The sequence below is a fragment of the Dulcicalothrix desertica PCC 7102 genome (genome assembly GCF_003991905.1).
GTDB lineage: Bacteria > Cyanobacteriota > Cyanobacteriia > Cyanobacteriales > Nostocaceae > Dulcicalothrix > Dulcicalothrix desertica.
Map to the genome: position 1 here is coordinate 52,770 of NZ_RSCL01000006.1, position 12,756 is coordinate 65,525.

At 37.2% G+C, this 12,756-nt stretch carries 13 protein-coding genes; 7 read left to right on the forward strand and 6 right to left on the reverse strand.

Features of this window, described 5'->3' with window-relative positions; all coding sequences use genetic code 11:
• Nucleotides 1-12: 12 nt before the first annotated feature.
• From avd to DSM106972_RS13820, 5 genes are all read right to left on the reverse strand, one after another.
• Nucleotides 13-348 (reverse strand): diversity-generating retroelement protein Avd, encoded by a 336-nt coding sequence (gene avd, locus DSM106972_RS13800; RefSeq protein WP_127081252.1) that lies wholly within the window; start codon nt 346-348, stop codon nt 13-15.
• 112 nt (nt 349-460) lie between these two features.
• Nucleotides 461-2,047, reverse strand: a complete 1,587-nt coding sequence (locus DSM106972_RS13805) for a formylglycine-generating enzyme family protein (RefSeq protein WP_127081253.1) — start codon at nt 2,045-2,047, stop codon at nt 461-463.
• The gene (locus tag DSM106972_RS13810) at nt 2,026-3,186 is read right to left on the reverse strand and encodes a hypothetical protein (RefSeq protein WP_127081254.1); all 1,161 of its coding nucleotides are present in this window, start codon (nt 3,184-3,186) and stop codon (nt 2,026-2,028) included. The genes DSM106972_RS13805 and DSM106972_RS13810 overlap by 22 nt, the downstream gene beginning before the upstream one ends.
• Before the next feature lie 8 nt (nt 3,187-3,194).
• Nucleotides 3,195-4,355 (reverse strand): AAA family ATPase, encoded by a 1,161-nt coding sequence (locus DSM106972_RS13815; RefSeq protein WP_127081255.1) that lies wholly within the window; start codon nt 4,353-4,355, stop codon nt 3,195-3,197.
• A 4-nt stretch (nt 4,356-4,359) separates the two neighbouring features.
• Nucleotides 4,360-5,535: a hypothetical protein gene (locus DSM106972_RS13820; protein ID WP_127081256.1), complete on the reverse strand. Its 1,176-nt coding sequence runs from the start codon at nt 5,533-5,535 to the stop codon at nt 4,360-4,362.
• 316 nt (nt 5,536-5,851) lie between these two features.
• Between DSM106972_RS13820 and DSM106972_RS13825 the strand changes: the two genes are divergently transcribed.
• The gene (locus DSM106972_RS13825; RefSeq protein ID WP_127081257.1) at nt 5,852-6,481 is read left to right on the forward strand and encodes a hypothetical protein; all 630 of its coding nucleotides are present in this window, start codon (nt 5,852-5,854) and stop codon (nt 6,479-6,481) included.
• Between the two features lie 38 nt (nt 6,482-6,519).
• On the opposite strand, the gene DSM106972_RS13830 is transcribed toward DSM106972_RS13825, so the two are convergent.
• Nucleotides 6,520-7,332: a DUF1822 family protein gene (locus tag DSM106972_RS13830; protein ID WP_201800726.1), complete on the reverse strand. Its 813-nt coding sequence runs from the start codon at nt 7,330-7,332 to the stop codon at nt 6,520-6,522.
• An 88-nt stretch (nt 7,333-7,420) separates the two neighbouring features.
• Between DSM106972_RS13830 and DSM106972_RS13835 the strand changes: the two genes are divergently transcribed.
• The 6 genes from DSM106972_RS13835 to DSM106972_RS13860 all read left to right on the forward strand — a co-directional run bounded on the left by DSM106972_RS13835 (nt 7,421) and on the right by DSM106972_RS13860 (nt 12,664).
• Nucleotides 7,421-8,347: a C1 family peptidase gene (locus DSM106972_RS13835; RefSeq protein WP_127081259.1), complete on the forward strand. Its 927-nt coding sequence runs from the start codon at nt 7,421-7,423 to the stop codon at nt 8,345-8,347.
• A 304-nt stretch (nt 8,348-8,651) separates the two neighbouring features.
• On the forward strand, nt 8,652-9,062 hold the full coding sequence (locus tag DSM106972_RS13840; protein ID WP_127081260.1) for a CAP domain-containing protein: 411 nt from the start codon (nt 8,652-8,654) through the stop codon (nt 9,060-9,062).
• 79 nt (nt 9,063-9,141) lie between these two features.
• Complete coding sequence (locus DSM106972_RS13845) at nt 9,142-9,909, forward strand: LysM peptidoglycan-binding domain-containing protein (protein WP_127081261.1); 768 nt, start codon at nt 9,142-9,144, stop codon at nt 9,907-9,909.
• Between the two features lie 401 nt (nt 9,910-10,310).
• Complete coding sequence (locus tag DSM106972_RS13850; protein ID WP_233787247.1) at nt 10,311-10,544, forward strand: DUF433 domain-containing protein; 234 nt, start codon at nt 10,311-10,313, stop codon at nt 10,542-10,544.
• Nucleotides 10,545-10,781: 237 nt separating this feature from the next.
• Nucleotides 10,782-11,744: an ABC transporter permease gene (locus DSM106972_RS13855; RefSeq protein ID WP_127081263.1), complete on the forward strand. Its 963-nt coding sequence runs from the start codon at nt 10,782-10,784 to the stop codon at nt 11,742-11,744.
• Nucleotides 11,745-11,758: 14 nt separating this feature from the next.
• Nucleotides 11,759-12,664: an ABC transporter permease gene (locus DSM106972_RS13860; protein WP_127081264.1), complete on the forward strand. Its 906-nt coding sequence runs from the start codon at nt 11,759-11,761 to the stop codon at nt 12,662-12,664.
• Nucleotides 12,665-12,756: the final 92 nt, after the last annotated feature.

Below are 12,756 nucleotides of genomic sequence, written 5' to 3' on the forward strand. Positions count from 1 at the left end.
TTTTCTTTATCTCTATCTCTTTTGTTGTTTTATCCAGCCACCAAGCTCTATACCAATGTCATCTACCAGTTTAATTGCATACTCATATCGCTCGACGGAAATAAAGTCAAAATCTTGTAACATCCGCGTCTGATAGCGTAAAATGTCCAACTGAGTATTTAAAGCCTCTAATTGAGTTAGTTTATTCTTAGCGTATTTAGCTTGAATCAATCCCTCTAATAAATTATACAACCCATTCAGAATTCTATCTCCTAAAGTAAACTTATGAATTTTGGGTAGGCGATCAATAATAGGGACATACCATTTAATACAATCATAAGTCTTTTGAATGACAGATAGTTCTTTCATTTTTACTTATTTTGATAAGCATTAATATTTTACTAAAAAAATCGACCGCCTAACGGCGGGAAAAAGAAAAAAAGAAAAAGAATAAAGGACAATAGGACTAAAGTATAAAGGGCTACTGAAGAATCCTCCCAACCCCGCAGACCACCCGAAAACCAACAACATCGTCGAAGTAGTTGACGCGCTCCGACCCATCGTTGAAGTCGCGATACGCAGAACGTATGTACTGTGCTTCAGTATACCAGGAACCCCCACGCGCCACAGTATATCTATGTGCCTGAGAAGAATTATCATTCTTATCATCAAGCCAAGCACTTCCATCATTAGGCGCCCCTTCATAACTATTGTGCCAATCATCAAGGCACCATTCCCATACATTTCCATGCATATCGTATAACCCAAACGCATTAGCTACGCGAAAACTTCCTACGGGTGTTGTTTTACGACGAGATTTTCCTTTGGGAGCATTAGCATAAGTCTCACTACCGTTATAGCTAGCTAGTTCTGATGTAATTGTTTCGCCAAAATGGAATGGTGTGGTTGTACCCGCGCGACAAGCATATTCCCATTCGGCTTCGCTTGGTAAAGTATAAGTTCTACCTGTATACTCCGAGAGACGCGAGCAAAATTCAACAGCGCTGTTCCAAGAGACGCACTCAACGGGTCGGTTATCGCCTTTAAATTCAGATGGGTCTAATTTTAGTTCTCTGTTTATCTGGGGTAACTGAGCGACAAATTTCCACTGTGCTTGAGTTATGGGGTATTTGCCAATGAAAAAGGGCTGTACGGTGACTTTATGCTGAGGACTCTCGTTGTCACGATGTCCTTGTTCATTTTCTGGCGCCCCCATTATAAAGCTTCCTCCCGGTATTGCTACCATTTCTATCCCTAATGCAGCTGGTTTTCCTGGGGTTTCACCTAAATACTCGGTAAAGAAAAATGCTTCTTTTTTTTCTCGCTTAATTATTTGCCCGTGAGTATCAACGGTGACTGTTGCAAATTGGAAAGGTTTTAATTCTTCTAATTCGTCGTCGGTAATAACTGCTACGTAATATTCAAAGGGTTTTAACTCAACTCCCAATGCTGCGGCGATTTTTTGCTCTTCTTCATCAAGAGGGTGCAGTTCGTCTTTCGATAATAATGGCTTAAAGCCTCGCTCTTGTAAAAAATCGTCATACTTTTCTGACAATTTTCTCCATTCGATATCTTCTTTAGATAAGGAAAGTATTAACTTTCGCAATTTCCGCTTGAGAGTATCAAATTTTTCATCATCCGCAATCAAATATGTCAGCGGTGTCCAACGGTAATCATTGTCTTTTTGATCTAAGCGATTGGAAATGTACTGGAACATAAAATTATCCAGTTCCCGGAGTCGTTGTTTTCCCAATTTCTCCTCTAAGCAGCGAAGTAAAGCATTTCTCGTTTCCGCTTCCATTTCATACAGGTCATAACCGATAGTTTCGCACAACCCCGATAGCAAAATATCCGCGACAGCATACCAGGGACAGTCTTTGACAAAGGTCTCGCGCAGACAATAAAGTAAATCTGAGGTGAGGGTGAGAGGAAAAGCAGCGTGATAGGCTAAGAGTAGCACTTGTTCTTTATGTTTTTCTTCCCCGTAGCGCTGTACAATAACACGAAGGCGCCGGGTTGTTAAATCTTCTCTCTTACTGAGTTGGTTTACAGATGGGGAATTTGGCATATCTGAATCATACTCCCCTGTGAATTTTGTTTGACTACCGTTTGTAAACTGGCTGATTCGTAGGTTAACATTTTACCATCAAGTATTTTATGTATCTCCCAAGCAGAAGTATGCTGCCAACGTTTAGATGGTAAGGGATTAAGCCAGATTAATTGGCGAACACAAGGGGATAATTTATGTAAAAATTTCCAGATTCCCTGTATTCGTTCTTCGCTATAAGTACCTGTTGCGGCGCCTGCATCGCTTAAAATTAGAGCAATAGTGCGGTTTTTGTGTAATTTGGATAAGAGATTAGTAATTAGTTCGGCTTTTGTTGGATGATGCCATTGGTACAGATATTCGTCTGGGTAACTTGTAAACCGATAAATCCTTGCGGGGGTAATGCGAGCTTCGTCAATTGCTTGAGTAAAAGGCTGAAGGGCGCCGAAAAATGGTATCATTGCCAAGTTATCATCAATCAGTAATAAAAGCTCGGCTCGACGAACTTTGACAGGTCGCATTACTACGTCACTAAAAAGACCTTCCCGCTCAATTAGGTCGATTGTTGCTTCAATATCTAATTCGTATTCTTTGCCAATTGGTACTGGTCGTTTTAAAAATTTCCAAGTATCTCGAACATCTTGCAGCTTTATCGGGAAATTCTTAGGGGTAAGTATATATTCCTTACTAGTATCTTTGGTAAAACCTTTTTCTAAGGGATTTGAATTCGTTTTTACGGCAGTTGGAACTTCCGTATTATTTTCGTCTGACGCTGTAGCTGATGGTGTTCCTGTTTTTTTGGGTGTTCTCCTGGGTGGAATTTGGGGGAGTGCTGTTGGTTTTACAATAGGGGGAGGATCTTCTGGTGGTTTTTCCTCTGGTTCTCTATCCATTTTGGCGCCATGCTGTCGGATATTATCTTTTTTAAAAGCGTCAAACGCGCGCTCGAAAGTGTCACCATCATAATTAGCGCTAGGTTTAACCCACAATAACCGACATACCCGCTTTAAGTCTTCCCATCCACCTAAACCATACCCCTGAGCAACTGCTTTTTGTAATAACTCGTACTGTTCCAATGTTAAAGCCATTCCTGCTTTACGCAATTCTTGGAATAAGTTTAATAAGAGTGAATCGATTTGGACATACTCAGAACTAATCATAATATTATTTAAGTTAAATTTTCATCATAATTTTCCATAACTTTTGGGTATATGTTCTGTGCTTCTTTTGTTTTCAATAGCGTTCCTTTTAAGTATAATTTATCACAAAAATACTTATCTAAATCATTTAATGCTGTATTAATATCATCTTCCTTCAAATTTAAAATAGCAGTGAGAAAATCCATAAACTCGCTAGTTCCAGGTGGTCTAATTCCAGGATAGTCTTTCAGCTTATTATGAATATCATAAAAACTTTTTATGGCTTTATCAACCAGTTTTTCTTTATTTTCGCTCTGTTCACCAAAGCGTAACTCAATAATCTCCTTTAATTTCTCTGCTTGAGGAAATTCAACATAAAAGTAAAGACAGCGACGTAAAAATGGTTCTGGTAAAGGTTTTTCACGATTACTAGTAATAAAAATAATCGGTTTATTAGCTGTCGTAATGTTTTGTCCTGTTTCCGTAATTTCAAAGCGTAACTCTTCTAATTCTAATAACAAGTCATTGGCAAAATCGCTATCTGCTTTGTCAATTTCATCAATCAGTAAAATTGAGCGATAGGATTGGTTTTGTAATGCTTTACCAAATGGTCCAAATTCTATATATTTTTCTTTATTTTTTAACCGCTCCTTTAATTTTTTGGTCTCATCTTCTCCAATATATTCTTGCAACTGCTGTGGGTTAGTTCCCATTAATTGAGCATCTCGCAGTCTTGCAACAGCATCATACCTGTAAAGTCCATCACGAGCGCGCGTTGTAGATTTAATATTCCAGATATAATAAGACCACCACAGTAGTGTACTGTGTTGGTTTTTCTGGTTTTGATTTTTTTGGTTTTGGTTTTCCTGGTTTTGGTTTTCGCTATTTTGATTTTCCGAGTTTTGATCTTTTATCTTTTTTAGATATTCTTGATTTTTTTTCGTAAATTCGTAGACAACTGCTGAAGCTAAACGAGTTTTACCACAACCAGGTTCCCCTTCCAGTAGTAATGGTCGTTCAAGTGCAATAGCTAAATTTACAGCTTCAATTAAATCGTCGCTAGGTAAGTAAGGGTAATACACTCGTCCTTTTGAGTCTGTTGGGTAATTTTCATTTTCCTTTTCAGGCTGGTATTCTACTGTATACTTATAATTGGGTTGTATTTCTTTTAACTTTTGTTCGTTACTCATAATCTTAAGTATGTTCTAGTTTCCAATAGTTTTGAATTTCTTCAATACCCTCATTCAATTTAAACACACATCCACAAATATCATCGATTGCAGCATAAGGATCTATTGAAAATTGTTTAGCTTGCTTGAATGTCCCGTTATCTATATTTAAAAGTGTTTGTGAGTCGTGTTGATTTTGCATAGAAATTAACCAACTGTTCACATCATTATGTGAGATTTCATTTAAACTCAGCAAACTAATATTTTTGAAATTTTGACTATTAATATTATGTTTTAATTCTTCAATTAAAAATAAAATAAAATATATTGGTTTGTTTACCTGCTTATGCTGTTTTCGAGTATGACTAGTTTTTTTAACTAATTGAGAATAGAAACTAGATAATTTTTTTAGTTGTTCAAAAGTAAAACCAGAATTAGAAGATATATAAATAATTACAGTTTTTTGTCGATATAACTCAGCTAATGTTGTAACAAGCATGTCTATGCTAATATTATCTGCTGTTTTCATGGCATGTTTGAATTTTTGCGGAAAATTACTATCAAAATCTTGTCGTTCTGCATAACCAAGTTTAATTGGAATTTTTGTTGCTGTCTTGAAACCTCCTATTTTTTGTTCTAAAACACATCTAAGCCAAGAAGAAACTTTTGTATCTGCTTGAATTATAAAAAAACCTACCTGACTATTTGTTTTATTTTGAAACTGTTTTTTTTGTTCACAACAATTCAACGAGAGTAAATATTTATTTAATAATTCTTTATTTATTGCTATAGAATTGTCTTTATTATTGACTAATATTGGAGTTTTTTCATTAATATTTTTACCTTGATTAGTGAAATTTTTGGTCTCTCTATTGACCGATTTATAATCAATTTTTACTCTAAATTTAGTAATATCTTTATTTTTATCTAGACAATGCTCTTCCAATTTCTCAAAAAAACGGTTTAAACTATCTTCATTAACTCCTTTTTTTTTATGAGGATTTAAAATTTTATCTATTGTTGATTTGTCTAAATTTACAACTCCGTGTAACTTTGCCTTTGATGGTTGATCTGAATCAAATAACTTGTTAAAAACTTCCTTTAGTTTTTTCATACCTTCGTCAGTCAATATATATGCTGGTTTTTGTTTTCGTATATCTTTAGGAGAATTTGACTTTTTATCTGAATCTTGGTTTGGCATTCCTTACTCCCAGTAACCTAATTAGCAGCACCCCAACAAATCCCTCATTTGCGACGGAAGACTTGTGTGTGGATAACTGACTTTGACTCACTACATTTTAAACAATCACTCAAACTAGTATATCATCACGATGATCATCAGCACCCCAAAAAGTCTCTAATGCCGGAAGCCTTGCGGGGAGTGACTTTGACTACAATCAAAAAAAATAATTTAAAAATAGTGGATCATCAATCGTGATCATCAACCAAACCACATTTTAGCTTCTGATAACTTTAGAAACAAGCAAGGAACAAAAACTTTTAGACAAACTAGCATCATGATTAATGACACAGAACAAGAACTACAACATCTCGTACAGCAGATTAAAAAATTGCCACCTGATAGCAACCAGCATCGCAAAGTCTTAAATCAACTGCTAGTACTAATTAGTCCAGAACTCATTAAGTTATTGCCTCGGTTGTCAGAGAGATATATAAAGGAGCATGAGCATTTGTGTGCCGATGCGTTGGAAAAGACCATTAGGGATATTTCTAAAACTATTCAGAAGTATGAACCCACGAAGGGCACGTTAGTGAATTGGGTTAAGGGCGCCTTCAAATTGAACCTTCGCAATCTAAGTAGAGATTTAAGAAACAAGCAAATGTCTAGCTTAGACGATATAAATTTAGAGATTCCGGCGCCAATGGAGGAAGATAACTTACTTCGAGAGTTTATTGAACAGGATACAAGCACACTACTTAATAAACGGCTAAACTACAACAATAAACACACAGGTGATGAAGAATCTATCTTACTCAAAGACGTATGGTTAATGCGGTTAGATGGGTACACAAATCAAGATATATGTAATCAATTTGACATTTCGCCGAAGTCCTTATCCTCATTCATTAAGCGCAATGGGGAAAAAGTGATAGATTATTTACGCGAAAACGACTTATTATCTTGAGCCAACCCTCAATCAAACCAAGAACAATAAATATTTTGCTAGCTAATATTTATTGTTGCACCTTCTGACAAATCAGTCAAATAGTCAATTAAATCGTCTACTGACAGTAATTCATTCAAAGCAACTTGTGATGCTCCCGTTTTGGTAAAGCCCAAAATTACTGCCTCTTTTAGCGATGCACTTAATTGGACAACAACATAGCCAATTCTATTAGACCAAACTTCTAGCGGAATGTCGCAATACTCTGCATCATTTAGTACAGGAATACATTCTAGTACCCCAATATTCTTTACTGGTAAATCTGCTTGAGCAAAGAATTTGAGCATCAGCTTATCCTGACTATTGCTTTGCTCAAATTCAGTCTCAAATCTCAGAATTTCCAGGTAATAATTAACTGCGTATACTGCCAAGCTGTTGAGATATACTCGCTCTGTTTTGTTAGCGTCTTTACCAGTATTACATACAGCTTCGCTCGATTGGCGCCCAATTTCATGTGCCTTAGTACCAAGGGGTATTGTAAATGAGACTTTTTGGGAACCGTCAGAATTTTTATTAAACATAGTTACTCTATATATCACTGGTTTCTCTAAAAAACAGAGCTTGCTTTGCAGAAAAACTTCTGAGATATGACTAAGTATAACACTAGGTACATCCTGCTTAGTCGCGTTGTCGGCGCCGACTAACTCCCAATACTGCTCGGATAAGGATGATTGTAGGTTGGGTGGAGGCTTTGTTTCAATTAGCGTTCCAAAGAATTTAATAGATTGCGGAAAAATCCTTAAGGAATGACTAATAAAAGTAGACAAGAAAACAGATGCTTCTCGAAACCTCCTAAAGTGATTTTCCAACACTGCGGAAAAACCCTCAAGGAATGACTGATAAAAGTAGAGAAACGGCATCAAAGATATTTTGAAATTATCATAACAGGAGACGCGAATAATGTTGACACCTTACCTTTTAGAGCGCTCTACTGGCAAACAGTATTTTGTAAATGGTTGCATTCCTTCTGAAGAAACACCACAAAAGCTTACTGATGTCCTGCCAACAACTACACAACTTCCTCCGGTAGTAGATTTACGTCGTTATATGTCCGTAGTAGAAGACCAAGGAAAAATCGGTAGTTGTACTGCGAATACTTTAGTTGCTGCTTACGAGTATTTAGCTAATAGAAAAAACGGCAGTTATATAGACTTTAGCCGACTGTTTCTTTATTATAACGCTCGCAAGCGTGACAACATCCAAGGTGATAAAGGCAGTTCCATTGCTACTTCCATAACAGTGATGCAACAACAAGGTGTTTGTAAAGAAGCAACTTGGCCTTACCAACCTCACCTAGTTAATGTAGAACCTTCAGCACAAGCTTATCAAGAAGCACGAAACTTTCTTCTTAAGGATGCACGTCAACTACCTATTGACCTTTACACAATGAAGAATTTTTTAGCCAGCGGTTATCCGTTTGCATTCGGAATTAAGTTATTCAATTCTTTTCAACAAGCAAGTAAGTCTGGTTGGGTAACTATGCCAAGTCCAAATAGCGAAGAAGGACTGCAAGTGCATGGTCATCACGCGATGCTTTGCGTGGGTTATTCAGATAAGCATCAAGTATTTATTGTTCGCAACTCATGGTCAGAACGTTGGGGTCATGGTGGCTATTGCTATATACCTTATAGCTACCTGGCAAACCCACAATATAGCTTTGACTTGTGGGCAATTTGTGACGCAAGTCTAGATACTACTCCAACTACTTTATTTTCGATGAGTTCAGATTTAGCTTTAGATAGTTGGGTAACAGATGAGGACTCAATAGTTCAACCATTCACCGAAAATGAATATGACTATGAGTTTCAATACTTGGAGGATGTTTGAAAAGTTATATTTAATACGCAATTCTTGGTTTAATCCCCCCTAACCCCCCTTATTAAGGGGGGAAAATAGCAGCTTTAACCCCCCTTATTAAGGAGGGAAAAATAGCAGCTTTAACCCCCCTTAATAAGGGGGGAAGGGGGGATTTATTAAGGCTATAGTTGAATTTTATACTTTTCAAACATCCTCTTAGATGAGTAGTCAGTTGCCACTTATTAAAAGTTATTTACCAGCACTGCGGAAAAAACTTTTAGATTTGACTAATAAAAGTAGACAAGCAAATTTTACACTCAAAAGGTTGTTCAATATGAACCAAGAATTTATAAATCGCATCGTAGAACTAACCAACGCTGAACGTCAAAAAGCTGGTTTATCGCTACTAAGATTGAACAGTCAGTTAGCTGTAGCTGCTCAAAAGCATAGTTCAGACATGGCAGTGCAGGATTATTTTAATCACCAAGCAAAAAATGGTTCATCGCCATTTGACCGCATTAAAGCTACGGGATATCGATACTCCCGTGCAGCAGAAAATATTTACGCAGGTGGTTCTACTCCTGAAGATGCTGTTAAAGGATGGATGAACAGTCCTGGACATCGCCAAAATATTCTAAATCCAGAATATCAAGAAATAGGAGTTGGCTATTACTTCTTAGCGAATGATACAGGTAGCGTTAATTACAAACACTACTGGACACAAGTTTTCGGAACACCCATGTAACGATTACGTTCAGACGCTCCTAAACTGGAGCGTCTTTACAAAAGATTACAAACACTTAACTTTTAAACAGGAGAAAACCATGTCAGCACAAAACTATACTGTCCAAGCAGGAGACACACTTTCTAAGATAGCCGAAAAATTATATGGAGATAGCAATCAGTGGCGCCAAATTTATGAAGCAAATCGCAATCTAATTGGTAGTAATCCTGAACAGATTCAAGTGGGAATGGTATTAACTATTCCAGGGCAAGGTCAAAATGATAGTGGCAGTGCTGTCCAAGGAAATTTCCAAAGTATGCTCGAAGCATTAGGAGCATTTGAGTCAGGTTTTCCATCAGGAGACCCAAGGCAATATACCTCTGAAAACACGCTAGGGTTTATGGGCAAGTACCAATTTGGTGAACCTTTATTAATAGACCTTGGTTACTACAAAGCTGATGTTTATTACGGAAACGGCGCCGATAAAAATTACTGGCGAGGTACTTGGACAGGAAAAAGAGGTATCAACAGTAAAGAGCAATTCATAAATTCTCGTGATGTTCAAGAAGCTGCTATTCGCGAAGCGTTTAACTTGAATTTGCAACGTGTTAACAGCGCTCTAGCTGCTGGTGGGCAGTCTATCAACAATTACCTCGGTCAACAAAAAACATTCAATGATGGAGGCGCCTCCAAAACAATTACCATCAGCCTTTCCGGTATCATGGCAGGGGCACACCTGCGTGGCCCTTACGGAGTAGCTGACCTTTTGTTAAAAAACCAACCATCTCATGATGAGTATGGAACATCGATTCTCAAATATATCGAAGAATACGGTGGCTATAACGTATCACCAGCCGACTTCTCCTAGTTAAGTTAAGAAAAAATGCCGTTCCGGTAGAGACGCGATTAATCGCGTCTCTACAGCGTGTGGATTTTACAAATGATTTAGAATTGCTATATTTACAATTTTTATTAATTTATCCAAAATAACTTAACTTTAGTCTAGTTTTTTATTCTATCGTTGCTACAGAAATCAAAATTTTTGTCATATCTTCGCTGCTGATAATCAACAGCGATTGATATTTAACTAATGTACGTGCAGATGGTGGTCTAATTTAATGAACTTAAATTAACAATAGCAGGTTGTGTGAATTTTGCGCTAGCATGAGATGAGCTTTCATAGGTTTTGTTGTGATGAGTAAGAAGACTCAACTGCTCCAAGTAATTGCAGACCTTCCGGAAGAGCTAGTTGATGAGGCGTTAGCCTATGTGCTTCGGTTGCAAAATCCAATCCAGATTACACCTGGAGTTTGTGGGGGGCACGCACGAATTCGGAATACACGGATTCCAGTATGGACTTTGGTGGCATATCGAAAACTTGGCGCCCCGGATGAGGAATTATTAGCAAACTATCCTGGGTTGACTGCGGCAGATCTGAAGGCGGCTTGGGATTATTATGAGCAAAATCGCGAACACATAGATCAAGAAATTGCCCTCTCCTGAGTTAGTTTAATGGTACTAAAGTTTTATTCCAATGAAAATTTCCCTGTTTTATAATAATTGAGAAAAAGGTCTTGGAATATCTTTTATCATCGCTTTCTTTCTATCATTACCCGGCCCGTACTACAAAATTTGATAACGTAATTTGTGATTATTTTTATTTCTCGGTTAACCAATAAAATTTATGCTTGTTGCAGTTGGCTAATGTAAAATAAATATAGCGGCGCCGAGTTGTTAGTCATGGTCAAATATTTAATTCGACGTATACTGGTTTCAATTCCGACACTAATAGCTATCAGTATTGTAATTTTTACTATTTTAGCATTGGCGCCTGGTGACCCAATGGGCGAATTTGCACTCAATTCTGGAATTACAGCAGAAGTGCGAGAAAATATTAGAAGGTCTTTAGGTCTAGACCAACCAACTCATATCCGCTATATCAAGTGGGTTACTGCTTTTATAAGTGGAGATATGGGGTATTCTTTTACTAGTCGCCTAGAGGTTAGTAGTCTGATTTTTCAACGTCTCCCCGTGACTTTGTGGATAGTTGGTTTCGCTTACCTTTTGGGTGCATTATTAGCTGTTCCTTTAGGAGTAATATCTGCGCTCAAGCGTAATTCTGCCTTTGACATGGTTTTGACAACTTTGGTGTTTTTCGGCTTTTCTCTCCCCACTTTTTTTACTAGTTTGCTTTTGATTATCATTTTTAGTGTTCAATTAAAATGGCTACCTTTTATTTATAATGACACTTTACAATTAACAGATTTTAATAGTTTTATTGAACTTATTAAACAGTCGATTATGCCTATATTTGTGTTAGGACTTTGGCAAACAGCAGTATTAATGCGTTTTGTCCGTTCAGAAATTTTGGAAAATATTCATAAAGATTACGTGCGAACTGCTTATGCTAAAGGATTACCTAATTATATTGTGATTATACGTCACGTTTTGCGAAATGCCTTAATTCCTGTAGTCACGTTACTTGCATTAGATATTCCTAGTATTTTTACTGGAGCTTTAGTCACAGAAAAAGTGTTTCGGATTCCGGGTATTGGTGCTTTATTAATTGATTCTATTAATTCCCGTGATACACCTGTTGTTATGTCTATTACCTTTATATATGGTATTTTAATTGTAATTTTTAATTTGATTGCTGATATTCTTTACGGTTTACTAGACCCGCGCGTATCCTCGACAAAGTAATTATTTAATAGTTTATGCTCAAATGTTTGCGAAGACAATTTTCAAGAGTTGAATTTTCAAGTATTCAGCAAGATGGATGGCGCCAATTTCATCGCAACTTAACAGCAATGTTGGGTACAATAATATTACTTGCGATTGTATCAAGTGTGATACTTGGCCCGTTAATTTACACTACTCCAATTAATAAGATTGACTTTCTTAAAGCGACTCTTCCCCCTAGCTGGTCACATCCTTTTGGTACGAATGACCTTGGTCAAGATATTTTAGCTAGAGTTTTATATGGAGGACGAATATCAATTGCAGTGGGAATTTTTTCGATGTTGGTTGCTGTGTCTTTTGGTACACTAATTGGGGCAATTGCAGGATTTTATGGTGGTTGGACAGATATAATTTTGATGCGCTTCACCGATTTATGTTTGTCTTTACCGCGACTGCCATTGTTATTATTGGTGATATTTTTGTTTCGCGATTCTCTCAAAGCAATTGCTGGCGCCGAATTAGGTATATTTGTTCTAATAGTTATATTAATTGGTGGACTTAATTGGATGTCGGTGGCAAGACTAGTAAGAGCAGGCTTTTTGACAGTGCGAGAAATGGAATTTGTAACTGCCGCTCGTGCGTTGGGTGCGAGTCCAAGACGTTTAATCTTGGTTCATATTCTCCCAAATGTTATCAGTCCGGTACTTGTTGCGGGTACACTTTCGGTAAGTACAGCAATAATTACCGAATCAACCCTCAGCTTTTTGGGTTTAGGTTTTCCATCAGATGTGCCAACTTGGGGACGAATGCTTTTCGATGGACAGAATTTTTTAGAATTTGCTCCTCATATGGTAATTTTTCCCGGTATGGCAATATTTTTGACGGTGTTGAGTATTAACTATATTGGCGATGGGTTAAGAGATGCTTTAGACCGCTTTTAAAAATCTAGGAAAATCTAGTTCCCTCGATCCAAGTCTACGGTATAACTTACTTTGACCCAGAATGGAAGCGCTACTAAGTAGACTTGGAACAA